This is a genomic window from Oceanobacter sp. 5_MG-2023, assembly GCF_030548165.1.
Classification (GTDB): domain Bacteria; phylum Pseudomonadota; class Gammaproteobacteria; order Pseudomonadales; family Oceanobacteraceae; genus Oceanobacter.
Genome location: NZ_JAUORS010000031.1, coordinates 1 through 20,001 on the forward strand (window position 1 = coordinate 1; position 20,001 = coordinate 20,001).

14 protein-coding genes and 1 tRNA gene are annotated in these 20,001 nt (G+C 51.6%); 14 read left to right on the forward strand and 1 reads right to left on the reverse strand.

Annotated features, from left to right (window positions below):
• Window positions 1-336: 336 nt before the first annotated feature.
• A complete protein-coding gene (locus Q4551_RS15305; RefSeq protein ID WP_303434744.1) occupies window positions 337-1,839 on the forward strand; it encodes a lipid A-modifier LpxR family protein in 1,503 nt (500 codons plus the stop codon).
• 77 nt (window positions 1,840-1,916) lie between these two features.
• On the opposite strand, the gene fusA (Q4551_RS15310) is transcribed toward Q4551_RS15305, so the two are convergent.
• Complete coding sequence (gene fusA, locus Q4551_RS15310) at window positions 1,917-4,004, reverse strand: elongation factor G (RefSeq protein ID WP_303434745.1); 2,088 nt, start codon at window positions 4,002-4,004, stop codon at window positions 1,917-1,919.
• 473 nt (window positions 4,005-4,477) lie between these two features.
• Between fusA (Q4551_RS15310) and Q4551_RS15315 the strand changes: the two genes are divergently transcribed.
• The 13 genes from Q4551_RS15315 to fusA (Q4551_RS15375) all read left to right on the forward strand — a co-directional run bounded on the left by Q4551_RS15315 (window position 4,478) and on the right by fusA (Q4551_RS15375) (window position 19,895).
• A tRNA-Trp gene (locus Q4551_RS15315) sits at window positions 4,478-4,553 on the forward strand.
• Window positions 4,554-4,603: 50 nt separating this feature from the next.
• On the forward strand, window positions 4,604-4,972 hold the full coding sequence (secE, locus tag Q4551_RS15320) for a preprotein translocase subunit SecE (protein ID WP_303434746.1): 369 nt from the start codon (window positions 4,604-4,606) through the stop codon (window positions 4,970-4,972).
• Between the two features lie 8 nt (window positions 4,973-4,980).
• A complete protein-coding gene (nusG, locus tag Q4551_RS15325) occupies window positions 4,981-5,517 on the forward strand; it encodes a transcription termination/antitermination protein NusG (RefSeq protein WP_303434747.1) in 537 nt (178 codons plus the stop codon).
• A 72-nt stretch (window positions 5,518-5,589) separates the two neighbouring features.
• Window positions 5,590-6,024 (forward strand): 50S ribosomal protein L11, encoded by a 435-nt coding sequence (rplK, locus tag Q4551_RS15330; RefSeq protein WP_303434748.1) that lies wholly within the window; start codon window positions 5,590-5,592, stop codon window positions 6,022-6,024.
• The gene (gene rplA, locus Q4551_RS15335; RefSeq protein WP_303434749.1) at window positions 6,024-6,719 is read left to right on the forward strand and encodes a 50S ribosomal protein L1; all 696 of its coding nucleotides are present in this window, start codon (window positions 6,024-6,026) and stop codon (window positions 6,717-6,719) included. The genes rplK and rplA overlap by 1 nt, the downstream gene beginning before the upstream one ends.
• 210 nt (window positions 6,720-6,929) lie before the next feature.
• Window positions 6,930-7,424, forward strand: coding sequence for a 50S ribosomal protein L10 (gene rplJ / locus Q4551_RS15340; protein WP_303434750.1), 495 nt, complete (start codon window positions 6,930-6,932; stop codon window positions 7,422-7,424).
• A gap of 63 nt (window positions 7,425-7,487) precedes the next feature.
• Entirely contained in the window at window positions 7,488-7,859 is a 372-nt protein-coding gene (gene rplL / locus Q4551_RS15345; protein ID WP_303434751.1) for a 50S ribosomal protein L7/L12, read from the forward strand.
• A 190-nt stretch (window positions 7,860-8,049) separates the two neighbouring features.
• Entirely contained in the window at window positions 8,050-12,123 is a 4,074-nt protein-coding gene (rpoB, locus tag Q4551_RS15350) for a DNA-directed RNA polymerase subunit beta (RefSeq protein ID WP_303434752.1), read from the forward strand.
• Window positions 12,124-12,210: 87 nt separating this feature from the next.
• A complete protein-coding gene (gene rpoC, locus Q4551_RS15355) occupies window positions 12,211-16,437 on the forward strand; it encodes a DNA-directed RNA polymerase subunit beta' (RefSeq protein WP_303434753.1) in 4,227 nt (1,408 codons plus the stop codon).
• 12 nt (window positions 16,438-16,449) lie between these two features.
• On the forward strand, window positions 16,450-16,728 hold the full coding sequence (locus tag Q4551_RS15360) for a hypothetical protein (protein WP_303434754.1): 279 nt from the start codon (window positions 16,450-16,452) through the stop codon (window positions 16,726-16,728).
• Window positions 16,729-16,825: 97 nt separating this feature from the next.
• Window positions 16,826-17,200: a 30S ribosomal protein S12 gene (gene rpsL / locus Q4551_RS15365; RefSeq protein WP_303434755.1), complete on the forward strand. Its 375-nt coding sequence runs from the start codon at window positions 16,826-16,828 to the stop codon at window positions 17,198-17,200.
• A 102-nt stretch (window positions 17,201-17,302) separates the two neighbouring features.
• Window positions 17,303-17,773, forward strand: coding sequence for a 30S ribosomal protein S7 (gene rpsG / locus Q4551_RS15370; RefSeq protein ID WP_303434756.1), 471 nt, complete (start codon window positions 17,303-17,305; stop codon window positions 17,771-17,773).
• A 19-nt stretch (window positions 17,774-17,792) separates the two neighbouring features.
• Complete coding sequence (gene fusA, locus Q4551_RS15375) at window positions 17,793-19,895, forward strand: elongation factor G (RefSeq protein WP_303434757.1); 2,103 nt, start codon at window positions 17,793-17,795, stop codon at window positions 19,893-19,895.
• The last annotated feature ends 106 nt before the right edge of the window (window positions 19,896-20,001 follow it).

Below are 20,001 nucleotides of genomic sequence, written 5' to 3' on the forward strand. Positions count from 1 at the left end.
GTGGTCGTACCGTTGGTGCTGGTGTTGTAGCCAAAATCGTCGAGTAAGATCAGACGTTCAAGGTCGACATCATGTCGGCCTTGAATAGAAGCCCCGCTCAGTCGGGGCTTTTTTGTGCCTGTCATTTTGTGTCTGTCATAAAGGTACTGTAGAAATATGGCAGCTATCCGGGGGGGCGGTGCGGCTGCCAAGTGTCCGCTCTGGACTTGTAATAAGGACGGTTGACTGAAACCTCCTGGTTGGTTTTCAGGCTGTTTCGTATAGTGCCCGCTCTGATATGTTGGCCTCTCTGTGAGAGGTTGGTGAGAGATTGGGCTTTGATAGGGCAGGAATAATATGAAATTGATCGGCGCGGTTTGCTTGCTGGCTGCTTGCCCTCTGGCAATGGCGGAAGCCGATGACGACAGCTACTCCCTTTTGTCGTTGCTGTTTAATAATTCTGAGTTTGAGCAACGGCATGTTAATCATCTGCAAAAAATCTGGCGCAGCCAGATCGAAAATGATGCCCTGACCGGTGAGAACATTACTGATCAGTATTACACCAATGCCCTGAATGTGCGTGCCTATGCCAATCTGGACGGTGGTTTTCTGCTGGATGGTGGGCGTCTGTATGGTTTTCGCTGTGGTCCGGATGGTAATAATGGCGATTGTGATAGCAGTGCAAGGTCAAATGTCAGCAATCGGGATCTCAAGCTGGTCAGCTATGGCTACAGTCTGAGCCACAAGATGTATACCCCGTATCAGCATGCTGGTGAGGGTGAGGTGGTGCCGGCTGGATTCCAGTACAAGGCCAATGCGGAATATTATGATCGCCCGTTTGCCGCCTGGGCCAGTATTGCCAGGAATATCACCATTCGTGGTCTGGATGGTTATACCGAACATGAAATGTCGATTGGTATGGTAGGGCCGGCCGCCGCTGGCCGCTGGACGCAGGAGAATGCCCATCGTTATCCGTTCAAGGGCGCGGACCCGATCGATGGCTGGGAAACCCAGGTCAGCAATCGTCTGGCATTGCAGTACACAGGCAAATTCGCCCGGCATCTATTGCAAGGGGATATGCTGTGGGGACATCTGATGATCAGTCATTTTGCCAAGGCTGAGCTGGGTACCATTATTGGCAGGATTGGTTATGGTGCTGAGCTGGCCATGGTTTGGCCGCAAGCACGTCGCTGTGAGCGCTATGCGGCCAGTAAGATGCTGTTTGTCAGTGCAGTAGCGGAGCAGGGTGTACCGCTGGCTGAACGTTTTGATCTATACGTCCAGAAGTTGCAGCAATACCTGTCAGGAGATAACTATATTCCGGATCGTATTTACCTGCGTATCCAGGCATTACTGGTGTTGTTGGAAGGGGTAGACGGTGAGGATATGGCAGATGTGTATCGTGTGCTGGAGCAGACACAGGTTGAACTGCAGGCACTGAATAGTGAGATGCAGAATCTGGCATTGACCTCTTGTCATCCCGACAGTTTTTATACCGAACTGAGCGGTAATATGACTGGGCACTATGTGGCTTACAATTATCTGATAGATGACGGTATCCATGTGCCTGCGGGGAGCAATATGAGCAGCACCAACCCGGTGATGCAGCAGGGTGGTACGCTCAAGGTGCACCGTAATCCCTGGATTGCATCGGCATCGTTTGGTGTGATGGTTGGTTGGCGCGACAGTTGGGGTTTGGGGGTGCGCTACAATTACCGTACGGAAGAGACGCTGGAGCAGAAGGAACAGCATGCTTGGGCGGAGCTGGTCGTGGAGGGTAAGTCGAATTGGGCAGCCGCGTTTATTCCGGTTTTGTTGATGGCGGCAGCTGTCAATAATCGGGATAACTGGCCAGACTGACTGGCTCGCGATATCAGATAAACAAAAACCCCGTACAGCGTGTGCTGTACGGGGTTTTTTATGTTGCCAGCAGCAGCTTAGCCTTCGGCTTTGCGTGCTTTGGTTTCCGCAATGACTTTCTCTGCAACTTGCTGTGGGCAAGGCATGTAGTGAGAGAATTCCATTGAGAACTGGCCACGACCGGATGTGATGGTACGCAGGTGTCCGATATAACCGAACATCTCAGACAGTGGTACGTCAGCCTTGATGCGAACGCCTGTGCTGCCTGCTTCCTGGTCCTTGATCATGCCGCGACGACGGTTCAGGTCGCCGATCACGTCACCAACGTTGTCATCCGGGGAGAACACGTCAACTTTCATGATTGGTTCAATCAGCTGTGGGCCAGCTTTTGGCATGGACTGACGGAAAGCGCCTTTGGCAGCGATTTCAAACGCGATGGCAGAGGAGTCAACGGCGTGGTAAGAACCGTCATACAGTTCCACTTCAACGTCCAGTACCGGGAAGCCCGCGAGGGTACCTTCGTTCATCATGGCCTTGAAGCCTTTCTCAACGGCTGGCCAGAATTCCTTCGGTACGTTACCGCCGACAACAGCTGATTTGAACTGGAAGCCAGTACCTGGTTCGCCAGGTTTGATACGGTAATCGATCTTACCGTACTGACCGGAACCACCAGACTGTTTCTTGTGGGTATAGGTATCTTCGATTGGCAGGGTAATGGTTTCGCGGTAGGCAACCTGTGGTTGGCCTACAACCAGTTCTACGCCGTAGGTACGCTTGAGGATATCGACTTTAATATCCAGGTGCAGCTCGCCCATGCCTTTCAGGATGGTTTCGCCGGAATCGATATCGGTTTCAACCTGGAAGGTTGGATCTTCAGCCACCATCTTGCCGATGGCGATACCCATTTTGTCGACGCCGCCCTTGTCTTTAGGCTGAACCGCAATGGAAATTACTGGCTCAGGGAAGACCATGGCTTCCAGCGTACATTCATGCTTGGGATCACACAGTGTGTGACCAGTCTGAACGTTTTTCATGCCGACAATCGCGAGAATATCACCGGCCTGGGCGCGGTTGATTTCCTTACGGTCGTCTGCCTGCATTTCTACCATGCGGCCAACACGTTCGGTTTTGCCGGTGAAGCTGTTCAGGATGGTGTCACCCTTGTTCAGCACGCCAGAGTAAACACGGACAAAGGTCAAGGCGCCGAAACGGTCATCCATGATTTTGAATGCCAGGGCACGTAATGGCTCATCGGCAGAAACGATGGCTTTTTCGCCGGTTGGGTTACCTTCTTCGTCGGTCAGATCCTGTGGATCAACTTCAGTAGGGGAAGGCAGGTAGTCAACGACGGCATCCAGAACCAGCTGTACGCCTTTGTTCTTGAATGCAGAACCACAGTAAGTCGGGAAGAACTGCAAGGTGCGTGTACCTTCACGAATGCAGCGCTTGATGTCTTCCATGGATGGCTCAGTGCCTTCTTCCAGGTATTCCATCAGCAAGTCTTCATCGACTTCCAGAGCGGTTTCGATCAGTTCGGTACGGTAAGTTTCAACGTCGTCCTTCATGTCTTCAGGAACGTCGGTCACTGTATAGTTTTCTGGCAGGCCAGTGTCATCCCAGATATAGGCTTTTTCGCTCAGCAGGTCGACAACGCCGACAAACTCGTCTTCACGACCGATTGGCAGCACCATGATCAGTGGGCGAGCGGCCAGGACATTTTTGATCTGATCGGTCACACGGAAGAAGTCTGCACCAAGGCGGTCCAGCTTGTTCACGAAGATGATTCGGGCAACTTCGGATTCGTTAGCGTAGCGCCAGTTGGTTTCAGACTGTGGTTCAACACCGCCTGAACCACAGAAGACGCCGATGCCGCCGTCCAGTACTTTTAATGAGCGATATACTTCAACGGTGAAGTCAACGTGTCCAGGGGTGTCGATCACGTTGAAGCGGTGATCCTTCCAGAAACAGGAAACAGCGGCTGACTGAATGGTAATACCACGTTCTGCCTCCTGTTCCATGAAGTCTGTCGTGGACTCGCCATCGTGCACTTCACCGGTTTTGTGAATAGTACCGGTCAGCTTCAGGATACGTTCGGTCGTTGTGGTCTTACCGGCGTCAACGTGAGCGAAGATGCCGATGTTTCTGTATTTGGATAAGTCAGTCATAGCGCACTCGATAAGCAAAGTGAAAAATCGGCCGCCAATTTACAGGTTTTTCAGTTGTTTTTGATCACCCCAAACAAAGAAATCGCAATAAAAAGACGTTTTGGACGTTATTTTTTGCAAAAGAGGCCTAACTTTGATGGTTTGGGGTTGGGAATACCGTCGGCGTCAATTGGTTGGCGCTTTTTTGGAGGATCTTGATGCTAGTGATTCCTGTTTGAAGGTCTCTGTTGTTGGCTGGCAGAGCTGGATTATTGTCTGAATATTGGTCCGTTACGGCTGGAGTCCGGAACAAGCTTGAAAATAGCACTGGCACATGACCAACCTCCTGTGTATTATCTGTCCTCGTCTGAAACGGACATCTTTTCGTCTCGCGTTCGCGCAGGCGTTCAGTCGATAAGTTGCAATTTTCGAACCATGTTAGGTTGTAATTTGCAAAAAGCGCTGTATAATTCGGCGCCCTTATGTAGTGTATTAGGCCAGTAGTTCAATTGGTAGAGCGTCGGTCTCCAAAACCGAAAGTTGGGGGTTCGAGTCCCTCCTGGCCTGCCAAATCTCCTGATGGTAGCTTCGGCTGCCATTTTTGGCTTCAGGGAATTGTAATGAGTACCGAAAGCAAAACAGCAGGTTCGCCGATGGATGTTGTCAAGTGGTTGTTGGCTGTTGCTTTTCTGGCAGCGGCTGTGGTTGGCAATTATATGTATGCCGATGCGCCTTTTCTGTATCGGATTCTCGCTGTCGTTGCCTTGATGTTGATAGGTGCAGGTGCTGCACTGGCAACAACGCAAGGCAAGGCATTTATGCAACTTCTGAAAGAGGCCAATGTCGAGCGCCGCAAGGTGGTATGGCCAACGCGTCAGGAAACTACCCAGATGACATTGATGATTCTGGTGGTGGTCGTGATCATGGCACTGCTGTTGTGGGGTTTGGATTCGTTTCTCGGTTGGGCAATTTCCGCGCTGATTGGTTGAGGTAGAGTATGGCAATGCGTTGGTATGTGGTTCACGCCTACTCGGGTTATGAGAAGCGTGTGCAAGGGGCTTTGTTGGAACGTATCGAGCGCCTGGGAATGCAGGATCAGTTTGGTGACGTACTGGTTCCTACAGAAGAAGTTGTTGAAGTCCGTGATGGCAAGAAACGCAAAAGCCAGCGTCGCTTTTATCCTGGCTATGTTCTTGTGCAAATGGAAATGAATGATGATACCTGGCATCTGGTGAAACAGACTGACCGGGTAATGGGCTTTATTGGTGGTACGGCGGACAAGCCGGCGCCAATTTCTCCCAAAGAAGCCGATGCTATCCTGCGTCGTGTTGAGGAAGGCGTTGATCGTCCGACTCACAAAACCATCTACGAACCCGGTGAAGTGGTGCGCGTGACCGAAGGTCCGTTCGCAGACTTTAACGGTGTGGTCGAAAGTGTTGATTACGACAAGTCCCGCGTTCAGGTTGCGGTGACTATTTTTGGTCGTTCAACGCCGGTCGAGCTCGAATTTACACAGATCGAGAAATCGGTCTGATTTCAGGCGACCTTCTGCATGACAGAAGGTCAGGGGAGCCCGCTGGGCGATACTACCCATTTGGAGTAATACATGGCTAAGAAAGTAGAAGGCTATATCAAGTTGCAGGTTGCAGCTGGTAAAGCGAACCCAAGTCCACCGGTTGGTCCGGCTTTGGGTCAGAAAGGTTTGAACATCATGGAATTCTGTAAAGCATTCAATGCGCAGACTTCCAATCTGGAGCCAGGTGCACCAGTGCCGGTTATTATCACGGCTTACAGTGACCGTTCTTTTACCTTTGAACTGAAAACACCTCCTGCATCTTTCCTGCTGAAAAAAGCGGCTGGTATCACCAGCGGTTCAGCACGTCCCAATACCCAGAAAGTCGGTACTGTGACACGCGCCCAGCTGGAAGAGATTGCTACGACCAAAATGGCTGACCTGACTGCTGCCGATATGGATGCAGCGGTACGTACAATCGCTGGCTCTGCCCGTGCGATGGGTCTGACTGTAGAGGGAGCTGAATAATGGCCAAGCTGACCAAACGTCAAAAGCTGATTGCTGAAAAAGTAGAAGCCGGTAAGGTTTACTCTTTTGATGAAGCCGTATCCATTCTGTCTTCACTGCCTGCTGCCAAGTTCCGTGAGTCACTCGATGTGGCAGTAAACCTCGGTATTGATGCACGTAAATCCGATCAGAACGTACGTAGCTCCACGGTACTGCCAAACGGTACGGGTAAAACCATGCGTGTTGCTGTTTTCACGCAAGGTGCCAACGCTGAAGCCGCTACGGCTGCCGGTGCTGACGAAGTGGGTATGGACGATCTGGCTGCCAAGATCAAAGGTGGTGATTTGGCCTTTGATGTCGTGATCGCTTCTCCTGATGCGATGCGTGTTGTCGGTCAATTGGGTCAGATTCTGGGTCCACGTGGCCTGATGCCTAACCCGAAGGTTGGTACTGTGACTCCTGACGTTGCCACTGCTGTCAAAAACGCAAAAGCGGGTCAAGTCCGCTACCGCAACGACAAGAACGGTATTATCCATACCGCCATCGGTAAAGTTGATTTTGATGCCAGCGCATTGAAAGAAAACCTGACGGTATTGCTGGCCGATCTGAAAAAGGTCAAGCCAACATCGACCAAAGGCGTCTACATGAAGAAAGTAACCATCAGTACCACTATGGGTCCTGGTCTGGTTATTGACCATGCAGAGCTGGACGTCTAGATAAGAATTCGGGGTGCGTATCACGTATCCCAAACCATCTTTGGGGTTGCCGCTTTGCGGTAGCTGTCAAAGACCGCAGGAGTCGCAGGGCCTTTGGCTGTCGCGACTTAATATTTCCTGCGTAGATAGTGTGTGGCCCCTTTCAGTTTTCTGAATTGTCACACCGAGACTGGCTCAATTGAGCCTAATTTAACTTGTTAGGAGTTAATCGTGGCCTTAGGACTCGAAGATAAGAAGGCGATTGTCGCCGAGGTCCAGGACGCAGCTCAAGGTGCGCTGTCTGCAGTTGTCGCGGATTCTCGCGGCGTTACTGTAGGTGCCATGACCGCTCTGCGTAAAGAAGCGCGTGAAGCCGGTGTCTGGATGAAAGTTGTCCGTAACACCCTGGCTACCCGTGCTATCGAAGGTACCCAATACGAGTGTCTTTCCGAGACACTGGTAGGCCCTAGTCTGATTGCATTCTCTAACGAACATCCAGGTGCGGCTGCCCGTATCTTCAAGGATTTCGCCAAGAAGAATGACAAGTTCGAGATCAAGGGTGGTGCATTTGAAGGTGCCGTGGTTTCCGTTGATATGCTGGCAACACTGCCAACCTACGACGAAGCAATCGCGAAACTGATGAGCGTCATGAAAGAAGCCGCCGCTGGCAAATTGGTTCGTACCATTGCTGCTGTCCGCGACCAGAAAGAACAAGAAGCTGCCTGATCCCTGGCAGACCTTACAAAGATTTGACGGGCGTAATCGTCCAATTATTTCAGGAAAAGTCTCATGTCTCTGACAAAAGAAGATATCATCAACGCTATCGCTGAAATGTCTGTAATGGACGTAGTGGAACTGGTTTCTGCGATGGAAGAAAAATTCGGCGTTTCTGCAGCTGCAGCCGTTATGGCTGGTCCTGCTGCTGGCGGCGAAGCGGCTGCTGAAGCACAGACTGAATTCGACGTAATTCTGTCTGCCGTTGGTGACAAGAAAGTTAACGTGATCAAAGCGGTTCGCGAAATCACCGGTCTGGGTCTGAAAGACGCTAAAGGTCTGGTTGATGGTGCACCTTCTGCTATTAAAGAAGGCGTATCCAAAGAAGACGCAGAAGAAGCAAAAGGCAAGCTGGAAGCAGCTGGCGCTATCGTAGAAGTTAAGTAATTCATTGTACTTCACTTCTGCTGTCGTGCTTTTTCTAAGCGCGACACAGGGCTGACGGGATTTTTCCGTCGGCCTTTTTCGCGTTATGGAAGGCGTGACTAAACCGGCTTAGTGCCGGGTTCAATTGCAAGGCAAGTCCTCTAGTTTCGGGTTTGGCGACCTGATCGAGGAAACAGTCCGGGGATAACTGATGGCTTACTCATATACTGAGAAAAAACGTATCCGTAAGGATTTCGGTAAACTACCGAGTGTCATGGATGTGCCATATTTGCTGGCCATTCAAATCGACTCATACCATAAGTTCCTGCAAGAAGGGAGCAACGCTGAAGACAGAATAGATATTGGTCTTCATGCGGCCTTTAAGTCTGTTTTCCCGATTGTCAGCTATTCCGGGAATGCTGCTCTGGAGTACGTGAGCTATCGCCTGGGTACGCCGAGTTTTGACGAAAAAGAATGTATGTTGCGTGGTGTCACTTACGCTGCACCATTGCGGGTCAAGGTTCGCCTGATCGTTTACGATAAGGAATCTTCGACCAAGGCAATCAAGGACATCAAGGAACAAGAAGTCTACATGGGCGAAATGCCCCTGATGACAGATAACGGTACCTTTATTGTTAACGGTACTGAGCGTGTCATCGTGTCCCAGTTACACCGTTCACCAGGTGTGTTCTTCGATCACGACAAGGGTAAAACCCACTCGTCCGGCAAACTGCTTTATAACGCTCGCGTGATTCCTTACCGCGGCTCATGGCTGGACTTTGAGTTTGATCCGAAGGATCTGGTCTACGTACGTATTGACCGTCGTCGTAAACTGCCAGCTACCATTTTGCTGCGGGCGCTGAAGTTTACTACGCAGGAAATTCTCGAAACATTTTACGACAACGACAACTACCGTATCGACAGCGGTGGCTTGAAGCTGAAGCTGATTCCATCCCGGTTGCGGGGTGAAACGGCTGCCTTCGATATCATGGATAACGAAGGCAACATCATTGTTGAGGCCAGCCGTCGCATCACGGCTCGTCACATTCGCCAGCTGGAAAAGGCCAATGTGGAAGAGCTGGTTGTGCCTACCGATTATGTGCTGGGCAAGGCGATTGCCAAAGACGTTATCGATAGCCGTACCGGTGAAGTCCTGGCGACTGCCAACGCTGAAATCACGGCAGAGATCCTGGCCCAGATGGAAGCTGCTGGTCTTACCGAATTCGAAACCATCTACACCAACGAAATCGATTGTGGCCCGTTTATCTCGGATACTCTGCGTATCGACCCAACCAGCAACCAGCTGGAAGCTTTGGTCGAGATTTACCGCATGATGCGTCCTGGTGAGCCGCCAACAAAAGAAAGCGCTGAAGCCTTGTTCGACAATCTGTTCTTCAGTGAAGAGCGGTACGACTTGTCGGCTGTGGGTCGCATGAAGTTCAACCGTCGTATCGGCCGTGAAGAAATTCTTGGCTCCGGTGTGCTGGATAACAGCGATATCGTTGAAGTACTGCGGACCCTGATCAATATCCGTAACGGTAAAGGCATCGTTGATGACATTGACCACCTGGGTAACCGTCGTATTCGTTCGGTTGGCGAGATGGCCGAAAACCAGTTCCGTGTTGGTCTGGTTCGTGTTGAGCGCGCGGTGCGTGAGCGTCTGTCGATGGCAGAATCCGAAGGGCTGATGCCTCAGGATCTGATCAATGCCAAGCCGGTTGCGGCAGCCGTGAAGGAATTTTTCGGTTCTTCCCAGCTGTCCCAGTTTATGGATCAGAACAACCCGCTGTCAGAAGTCACGCACAAGCGTCGTATTTCGGCATTGGGACCAGGCGGTCTGACCCGTGAACGTGCTGGCTTTGAGGTACGTGACGTACACGCCACTCACTACGGTCGTGTGTGTCCTATTGAAACACCGGAAGGTCCAAACATTGGTCTGATCAACTCATTGGCATCCTATGCCCGTACCAACGAATACGGTTTTCTTGAAACACCTTACCGTATCGTTAAAGACGGCGTTGTGACCGACGAGATTATTTATGTCTCGGCCATTGAAGAAGCAGACTATGTAATCGCCCAGGCCTCGGTGCCCGTGGACGAAAACGGACGTTTGCAAGGTGACCTGATTTCGGTTCGTCACAAGAACGAATTCACCATCATGTCGCCGGACAATGTGACGCTGAAAGATGTATCACCACAACAGGTGGTTTCGATTGCAGCATCACTGATTCCGTTCCTGGAGCACGATGACGCCAACCGCGCATTGATGGGTTCCAACATGCAGCGTCAGGCTGTGCCTACCTTGCGGGCTGAAAAGCCGCTGGTTGGTACCGGTATTGAGCGTGCGGTAGCGGCTGACTCCGGTGTGTGTGTGGTTGCCAAACGGGGTGGTGTGATTGACTCTGTTGACGCATCCCGGGTGGTGGTCAAGGTCAACGACGACGAAACCGTCATCGGTGAAGCCGGTGTTGATATTTACAACCTGACCAAATACACCCGCTCGAACCAGAACACCTGTATTAACCAGCGTCCGCTGGTCAAGGCAGGCGACATGGTGCAGCGTGGCGACATCATGGCTGACGGCCCTTCTGTTGATCTGGGCGAACTGGCTCTGGGACAGAATTTCCGTATCGCCTTTATGCCGTGGAATGGCTACAACTTCGAAGACTCGATCATGCTGTCTGAGCGTGTTGCTCAGGAAGATCGTCTGACCACGATCCATATTCAGGAACTGACCTGTGTGGCGCGTGACACCAAGCTGGGTGCGGAAGAAATCACGTCCGATATTCCCAACGTTGGTGAAGCGGCACTGGGCAAGCTGGATGAGTCCGGTATTGTTTATATCGGTGCCGAAGTCAAGGCAGGCGATATTCTGGTCGGCAAGGTAACACCAAAAGGTGAAACCCAGCTGACACCAGAGGAAAAATTGCTGCGTGCTATCTTTGGTGAAAAAGCATCCGATGTAAAAGATACATCGCTGCGGGTCAAGACCGGTACCACTGGTACGGTTATCGACGTGCAGGTGTTTACCCGTGATGGCGTTGAAAAAGACGATCGGGCCAAATCGATTGAACGCCAGCAACTCGACGAGATTCGCAAGGATCTGAACGAAGAGATGCGTATTGTCAAGGGTGCAACCTTTGAGCGTCTGACGCGTGCGCTGGCTGGCAAGGCGGTAAACGTCGCGCCGGGTTTGCGCAAGGGTGATATTCTGACTGAAGAATACCTCTCTGGTCTGACCCAGGATGACTGGTTCCGGATGATTCCGCAGGATGAAGAGCTGGCAACGGTACTGGAAAAAGCCGAACAGTCTCTGGCGGAACGTCAGCAGCAACTGGATGACAAGTTCGAAGACAAGAAAGGCAAGCTGCAAACCGGCGATGACCTGGCTCCGGGCGTACTGAAAATTGTCAAAGTGTATCTGGCGATCAAACGTAAGATCCAGCCAGGTGACAAAATGGCTGGTCGTCACGGTAACAAGGGTGTTATCTCAACCATCAAGCCGATTGAAGATATGCCTTACGATGCCAACGGGGTAACCGTTGATATCTGTTTGAACCCTCTGGGTGTTCCGTCGCGAATGAACGTCGGACAGATCATGGAAATCCACTTGGGCATGGCGGCCAAGGGATTGGGTGACAAGATTGATCGCATGTTGCGTGAGCAGCGTGAAGTGCTGAAACTGCGTGAATTGCTGGCGGAAATTTATAACGCCGGTGATGGTCGTATCGAAGACCTGGACAGCTACAGCGATGCCGAGATTCTGGAACTGGCCAATAACCTGCGTGGTGGCGTGCCGATGGCAACCCCGGCGTTTGACGGTGCCAAGGAATCCGAAATCAAGCGTATGCTGAAGTTGGCCGGTATTCCGGAATCCGGTCAGGTGACCTTGTATGATGGCCGTACCGGCGAAGCATTTGATCGTCAGGTAACCGTCGGTTACATGTACATGCTGAAACTGAACCACCTGGTCGACGACAAGATGCACGCACGTTCTACCGGCTCTTACAGCCTGGTTACCCAGCAGCCGTTGGGTGGTAAGGCTCAGTTTGGTGGTCAGCGCTTTGGTGAGATGGAAGTGTGGGCACTGGAAGCATACGGTGCTGCTTATACCCTGCAGGAAATGCTTACCGTCAAATCCGACGATGTGGCTGGCCGTACCAAGATGTATAAGAACATCGTGGATGGCGACCATCGTATGGAAGCCGGTATGCCGGAATCCTTTAACGTACTGGTTAAGGAAATCCGTTCCCTGGGTATCGACATCGAACTGGAAAACGAATAATCGGTTTAGTAGCGCGCTCTGCAGTGTCGGTCTGAAAAGACCGGTGCTGCAAAGCCCTCGCTCACACCAAGTGGAGCACACTCTTATATGAAAGACTTAGTCAATTTTCTGCGTAGCCAGAACAATGCTGACGAGTTCGATGCCATTCGAATTGGCCTTGCCTCGCCAGACATGATCCGCTCCTGGTCCTTCGGTGAAGTCAAAAAGCCGGAAACCATCAACTACCGTACCTTCAAGCCAGAGCGTGATGGCTTGTTCTGTGCCCGCATCTTTGGTCCGATCAAGGATTTTGAGTGCCTGTGCGGTAAGTACAAGCGTCTGAAGCACCGTGGTGTTATCTGTGAAAAATGTGGTGTGGAAGTTACTCAGGCCAAAGTGCGTCGTGAACGCATGGGCCATATTGAGCTGGCTTCTCCCGTTGCACACATCTGGTTCCTGAAGTCACTGCCTTCCCGTATCGGTTTGATGCTGGATATGACTCTGCGTGATATCGAACGGATTTTGTATTACGAATCCTTCGTTGTTACCGAGCCAGGCATGACCACGCTGGATCTGGGTCAATTGCTGAACGATGAGCAGTACTACGAAGCCATCGAAGAATTTGGCGATGAATTTGAAGCCAAGATGGGTGCCGAAGCGATTCAGGCACTGTTGGGTCATATTGACCTGCCTGAAGAAGTTCAGCGTCTGCGTGAAGAAATTCCGGCGACCAACTCTGAAACCAAAATCAAGAAGCTGTCCAAGCGTCTGAAAATTCTGGAAGCATTCCACTTCTCCGGTAACGATCCGAAGTGGATGATCATGTCAGTACTGCCGGTACTGCCACCTGATCTGCGTCCGTTGGTTCCGCTGGATGGCGGTCGTTTTGCGACTTCCGACCTGAACGATCTGTATCGTCGGGTTATTAACCGTAACAACCGTCTCAAACGCCTGCTGGAGTTGAATGCTCCGGATATTATCGTACGTAACGAAAAACGTATGTTGCAGGAAGCGGTTGATGCGTTGCTGGATAACGGCCGTCGAGGTCGTGCGATTACCGGTTCCAACAAGCGTCCGCTGAAATCCCTGGCCGATATGATCAAGGGTAAACAGGGTCGTTTCCGTCAGAACCTGTTGGGTAAACGTGTCGATTACTCTGGTCGTTCGGTGATTACTGTCGGCCCGCAACTGCGTTTGCATCAGTGCGGTCTGCCGAAAAAAATGGCCCTGGAATTATTCAAGCCATTTATCTTCTCCAAACTGGAACACCGCGGTCTGGCGACAACCATTAAAGCTGCGAAGAAAATGGTTGAGCGCGAAACCCCTGAAGTCTGGGATATTCTGGCAGATGTGATCCGTGAGCACCCAGTGATGCTGAACCGGGCACCCACACTGCACCGTTTGGGTATCCAGGCGTTTGAACCCCAGTTGATCGAAGGTAAAGCGATCCAGTTGCACCCATTGGTCTGTGCGGCTTATAACGCCGACTTCGACGGTGACCAGATGGCCGTTCACGTGCCGCTGACCATTGAAGCCCAGCTTGAAGCCCGCGCATTGATGATGGCGACCAACAACGTCCTCTCTCCAGCCAACGGTGAGCCAATTATCGTACCGTCCCAGGACGTGGTATTGGGGCTGTACTGGATGACCCGCGAGCGTGTCAACGCCAAGGGTGAAGGCATGGTGTTGGCCGACCTCGACGAAGTTACCCGTGCTTACCAAAGCGGCGCTGCCCATCTGCAGGCGCGCGTCAAGGTACGGATTACTGAAACCGTGGTTGATGAAGACGGATTGAGCGAAACCAATACCAAGGTGGTTGATACCACGATTGGCCGGGCATTGCTGTTCCGCATCGTACCCAAAGGTTTGCCGTACGAGCTGGTCAACCAGCCAATGAAAAAGAAAGCGATTTCACGCCTGATCAACACGGCTTACCGTCGTGTGGGTTTGAAAGATACCGTTATCTTTGCCGACCAGGTGATGTACACCGGTTTTGAATACGCGACTCGTTCCGGTTCATCAATTGGTGTTAACGATTTCGAAATTCCGGCTGCCAAGGCTGAAATTGTTGCTAACGCCGATGCGGAAGTAAAAGAAATCGAAAGCCAGTTTGCCTCGGGTCTGGTAACGCACGGCGAAAAATACAACAAGGTAATCGACATCTGGTCCCGCGCCAACGAACTGGTGGCGAAGGCGATGATGGAAAACCTGGGTAAAGAGAAGGTAATTGACCGTGACGGTCATGAAGTCGATCAGGAATCCTTCAACTCGGTTTATATGATGGCTGACTCCGGTGCTCGTGGTAGCCCGGCCCAGATTCGTCAGTTGGCGGGTATGCGTGGTCTGATGGCGAAGCCGGATGGCTCCATCATCGAAACGCCGATTGTGGCGAACTTCCGTGAAGGTCTGAACGTACTGCAGTACTTCACCTCGACTCACGGTGCTCGTAAAGGTTTGGCTGATACGGCATTGAAAACCGCTAACTCCGGTTATCTGACCCGTCGTCTGGTTGACGTGGCACAGGATCTGGTGGTTACCGAACAGGATTGTGGCACCAAGGAAGGCCTGATCATGACACCGCTGATTGAAGGTGGTGACGTGGTCGTGGCACTGGGTGACCGTATTCTGGGTCGTGTTATTGCTGAAGACGTTTACAAGCCCAATCAGCCAGGTGAACTGGTGATTCCAGCCGGTACTCTGGTGGATGAAAAATGGGTCAAAATGATCGAAGCGGAAGGTATTGATGAAGTGCGTGTGCGCTCCGCCATTACCTGTGAGTCCCGTACCGGTATTTGCGCCAAGTGTTACGGTCGTGACCTTGGACGTGGTCATCAGGTGAACGTGGGTGAAGCGGTAGGTGTTATTGCTGCCCAGTCGATTGGTGAGCCTGGTACCCAGTTGACCATGCGGACGTTCCACATTGGTGGTGCGGCCTCGCGGTCATCGGCGGCAGACAGTGTTCAGGTCAAGAACAAGGGTACCTTGCGCTTGCACAACCTCAAGACGGTTGCTCGTGAGAATGGTGACCTGGTTGCGGTATCCCGTTCCGGTTCGATTGCCATTGCCGATGTGAATGGCCGTGAACGTGAGCTGTACAAACTGCCTTACGGTGCTGTTATCAGCTCGAAAGATGGTGCAGAGGTTGAAGCCGGCCAGAAAGTGGCCAGCTGGGACCCACACACCCACCCGATTGTGACAGAAGTAACGGGTCGAATTGAATTTGTGGGTATGGATGAGGGTATTACCATCAATCGTCAGACCGACGAATTGACGGGCCTGTCCAACATCGAAGTCATCGATCCCAAAGACCGTCCGGCGGCTGGTAAAGATATCCGCCCAATGGTGAAACTGATTGATGCCACGACAGGTAACGACATTCTGCTACCTGGTACCAATGTGCCGGCCCAGTACATGCTGCCGCCAAACGCACTGGTGAACCAGGAAAACGGTACCGTTGTTGCTGTTGGTGACATTATTGCCCGTATTCCTCAGGAATCATCGGGTAACAAGGACATCACCGGTGGTCTGCCACGAGTGGCTGATTTGTTCGAAGCGCGTAAACCGAAAGAGCCGGCCATTCTGGCGGAAATCTCCGGTACCGTTAGCTTCGGTAAAGAGACCAAAGGCAAAAAACGTCTGGTAATCACACCGAAAGATGGTGGCGAGCCGTATGAAGAGCTGATCCACAAATGGCGTCATCTGAACATCTTCGAAGGTGAATATGTCGAGAAGGGTGAGATCGTTTCTGATGGTCCGTTGAACCCGCACGACATTCTGCGACTGAAGAGCGTTGGCGATTTGGCGATGTACATTACCAACGAAGTGCAGGAAGTGTATCGCCTGCAGGGTGTTGGTATTGATGACAAGCACATTGAAGTAATTGTGCGTCAGATGCTGCGCAAGGTATTGATTCATGACGCCGGGGATACCACCTTTATTCCGGGTGATCAGGTTGAGTTCTCTACCTTCCTGGAAGAAAACGAGCGTACCGAGGCGGCGAACAAAATTGTTGCCCGGGGCGAGCGCGTGTTGCTTGGTATCACCAAGGCATCACTGGCAACCGAATCCTTTATCTCGGCAGCCTCCTTCCAGGAGACAACCCGGGTTCTGACAGAAGGGGCGGTTACTGGCAAGATGGACTCACTGCGCGGCTTGAAAGAGAACGTCGTGGTTGGTCGCTTGATTCCTGCCGGTACAGGTTTGGCGTACCACGCCGAGCGCAAGCGCAAGCGTACTGTTCGTGATAACGAACGTCAGCGTTCAATGCCTGAAGTGCTGAGTGTGTCTGCCGAAGACATGGAAGCCAAGTTGAGCGAAGCGTTCAGCGACAAGTAAGTCATTGTTGCTATGTCTGGCGCCGTCTCGACGGCGCTGGTGACAAAAAAAGAGGCCTTGTGGCCTCTTTTTTTGTTTGTGGCTTCGGCAAATTTGACGGCTATCGCCTGGTTGGCCGATCTGAAAAAGCACGCATCGATCGAAGATCAAGCCAGAACCCGGTGGAATTCGCGTGCTTGTTATGGCGTGGGCAACCGCGTTCCGGCTTGTCAAAAGTGGCGGAAGACGACTGATTTCCGGAAAGAATGCCGAAAGAATATCCATGCCGGCAAGGATATTAAAACTGTCTAATACTTGACCTTTGAAGGCTTGGGGATTATCCTCTCGGCCCCTTTAATTGTGCCTCAATTGAAGGGGTATGTTTTCTATAACGTTTGGAGTTTGCTAAATGGCTACAATCAACCAGTTGGTTCGTAAGCCTCGTAAGCGCAAAATGGTTAAGAGCGATGTTCCTGCACTGCAGGCATGTCCTCAGCGTCGTGGCGTATGTACCCGTGTGTACACTACCACGCCGAAAAAACCAAACTCGGCACTGCGTAAAGTATGTCGTGTGCGTCTGACGAATGGTTTTGAAGTGACTTCCTACATTGGTGGTGAAGGTCACAACCTGCAAGAACACAGTGTTGTTCTGATTCGTGGCGGTCGTGTAAAAGACTTGCCTGGTGTGCGTTATCACACCGTCCGCGGTAGCCTCGACACCTCTGGTGTTGCGAACCGTAAACAAGCACGTTCTAAATACGGTGCCAAGCGTCCTAAAGGTTGATCCTTGCCGGGCCCGCCCGGGTACGCTTGCATGTTTTAGATAAGAGTAAGGCTGGGCTCAATCTGATGCTCAGACCGTCCTGAAGACCTAAGAGGGCTTATCATGCCAAGAAGACGCGTTGCTGCGAAGCGCGAAATCCTGCCAGATCCCAAGTTTGGGAACGTTACACTGGCCAAATTCATGAACCATGTCATGGTTAGTGGTAAAAAATCCGTCGCCGAAAAGATCGTTTATGGCGCGCTGGATTCCATGGCATCAAAGCAAGGTGGCGATCCACTGGAGTTGTTCGAAAAAGCTCTGGAAGCCATTCAGCCTATGGTGGAAGTCAAAAGCCGCCGTGTAGGTGGTGCGACATACCAGGTTCCTGTTGAAGTTCGTCCTGCCCGTCGTAGTGCTCTGGCCATGCGTTGGCTGGTTGACGCTGCACGCTCCCGTGGTGAAAAATCCATGGCCCAGCGTCTGGCAAACGAAATGATGGACGCTGCTGAAGGTAAAGGCTCAGCGGTTAAAAAGCGTGAAGACGTGCATCGCATGGCAGAAGCCAACAAGGCTTTCTCTCACTATCGCTTTTAATTGATCCGAGGACGACACAGTGGCACGCACAACCCCGATTAACCGTTATCGTAATATTGGTATTTGCGCACATGTGGATGCTGGGAAGACGACAACAACTGAGCGTGTTCTCTTCTATACCGGCGTGTCTCACAAGATTGGTGAGGTGCACGACGGTGCAGCAACGATGGACTGGATGGAACAGGAGCAAGAGCGGGGGATTACCATTACCTCTGCCGCAACTACCTGTTTCTGGTCAGGTATGGCGCAGCAATATGAGCAGCACCGTATCAACATCATTGATACCCCGGGACACGTGGACTTTACCATTGAGGTAGAACGTTCATTACGTGTACTCGACGGCGCTGTTGTCGTCCTTTGTGGCTCATCCGGTGTGCAGCCACAGACCGAAACGGTTTGGCGTCAAGCCAACAAGTACGAAGTCCCCCGTATGGTATTCGTCAACAAGATGGACCGTACCGGAGCTGATTATTTTATGGTCGTTGAGCAGCTGAAAAGCCGACTCGGGGCCAATGCGGTGCCTATCCAGATCAACATAGGCAGCGAAGAAAACTTCAAGGGTGTGGTCGACCTGATCAAGATGAAAGCCATTATGTGGAATGAATCGGATCAGGGCATGACGTTTACCTATGAAGAAATTCCGGCAGAGCTGGAAGAGAAGGCTGCTGAATGGCGCGAGCACATGCTTGAAGCCGCAGCGGATGCTTCGGATGAATTGATGGACAAATATCTGGAAGAAGGCGACCTGTCTGAAACCGATATCAAGGCTGGTTTGCGGGCGGCGACGCTGGCGAATGAGTTGGTCCTGGTGACTTGTGGCTCCGCCTTCAAGAACAAGGGCGTACAAGCTGTCCTGGATGCGGTGGTCGATTTCCTGCCATCACCGACGGAAGTGAAAGCCATCGAAGGTGTGCTGGATGATGCAGAAGGTTCTGCTGGTGTACGGCATTCGGCAGACGATGAACCCTTTGCGGCACTGGCATTCAAGATTGCCACCGACCCCTTCGTTGGTACATTGACGTTTGTACGTGTCTATTCCGGTGTGCTGAACTCTGGTGATGGTGTCTATAACCCCATCAAGTCGCGTCGGGAGCGTGTTGGACGCATGGTGCAAATGCATGCCAACAGCCGTGAGGAAGTGAAAGAAGTCCGTGCTGGCGATATTGTGGCGCTGGTCGGTCTGAAAGATGTCACTACCGGTGAAACCCTGTGTGATATGAATAATGTCATTACTCTTGAACGTATGGAGTTTCCGGATCCCGTGATTTCTGTTGCGGTTGAGCCGAGATCCAAGGCGGATCAGGAGAAAATGGGCGTTGCTCTGGGTAAGTTGGCCCAGGAGGACCCGTCCTTCCGTGTTGAAACGGATGAAGAAACCGGGCAAACCATTATTTCCGGTATGGGCGAGCTGCATCTGGATATTATCGTGGATCGCATGCGGCGTGAGTTTAACGTCGAATGTAATGTCGGTAAGCCACAGGTTGCCTACCGGGAGGCCATTACTGCTACGGTTGCAATCAATCATAAGTACGCCAAGCAGTCTGGTGGTCGTGGCCAATATGGTCACGTAGTGATTCGATTTGAGCCTGCGAGCGTTGCAGACTCGGATGAACTTGAGTTTGTTAATGATATTGCCGGGGGAGCGATTCCCCGTGAATTTATCCCGGCAGTGCAAAAAGGTATTGAGGAGCAAATGAAGAACGGGGTGCTGGCGGGTTATCCGTTACTCGGTCTCAAGGCAACTCTTTACGATGGTTCTTTCCATGACGTTGACTCTAATGAGATGGCGTTTAAAATTGCCGCTTCACAAGCAACCAAGCAACTTTCTGAAAAAGGCAATGCAGTACTGCTGGAGCCAATGATGAAAGTAGAGGTTGTGACCCCGGAAGATTACATGGGGGATGTGGTAGGCGACCTGAACCGTCGCCGAGGTCTGATTTCAGGAATGGATGATTCACCATCTGGCAAGATGGTCAATGCATCTGTGCCACTGGCAGAAATGTTTGGTTATGCAACTGACCTGCGTTCTGCAACCCAGGGGCGTGCAACATATTCCATGGAATTTGAGAAATATGCGGAAGCGCCTGCAAGTGTTGCTGAAGCAGTAATGAGAAAAGCTTAATCAGTTAAAGATATTGAACGAGGTGTTCTATGGCTAAGGCAACGTTTGAACGTTCCAAACCCCACGTAAACGTAGGTACTATTGGTCACGTTGACCATGGTAAAAC

Coding starts and splice junctions, on each gene's coding strand:
- nusG (WP_303434747.1), top strand. CDS start 4,981: ATGGCAATGCGTTGGTATGTGGTTCACGCCTACTCGGGTTATGAGAAG.
- rpoB (WP_303434752.1), top strand. CDS start 8,050: ATGGCTTACTCATATACTGAGAAAAAACGTATCCGTAAGGATTTCGGT.
- Q4551_RS15305 (WP_303434744.1), top strand. CDS start 337: ATGAAATTGATCGGCGCGGTTTGCTTGCTGGCTGCTTGCCCTCTGGCA.
- rplL (WP_303434751.1), top strand. CDS start 7,488: ATGTCTCTGACAAAAGAAGATATCATCAACGCTATCGCTGAAATGTCT.
- rplK (WP_303434748.1), top strand. CDS start 5,590: ATGGCTAAGAAAGTAGAAGGCTATATCAAGTTGCAGGTTGCAGCTGGT.
- rpsG (WP_303434756.1), top strand. CDS start 17,303: ATGCCAAGAAGACGCGTTGCTGCGAAGCGCGAAATCCTGCCAGATCCC.
- Q4551_RS15360 (WP_303434754.1), top strand. CDS start 16,450: ATGTCTGGCGCCGTCTCGACGGCGCTGGTGACAAAAAAAGAGGCCTTG.
- fusA (WP_303434745.1), bottom strand. CDS start 4,004: ATGACTGACTTATCCAAATACAGAAACATCGGCATCTTCGCTCACGTT.
- rplA (WP_303434749.1), top strand. CDS start 6,024: ATGGCCAAGCTGACCAAACGTCAAAAGCTGATTGCTGAAAAAGTAGAA.
- rpoC (WP_303434753.1), top strand. CDS start 12,211: ATGAAAGACTTAGTCAATTTTCTGCGTAGCCAGAACAATGCTGACGAG.
- rpsL (WP_303434755.1), top strand. CDS start 16,826: ATGGCTACAATCAACCAGTTGGTTCGTAAGCCTCGTAAGCGCAAAATG.
- secE (WP_303434746.1), top strand. CDS start 4,604: ATGAGTACCGAAAGCAAAACAGCAGGTTCGCCGATGGATGTTGTCAAG.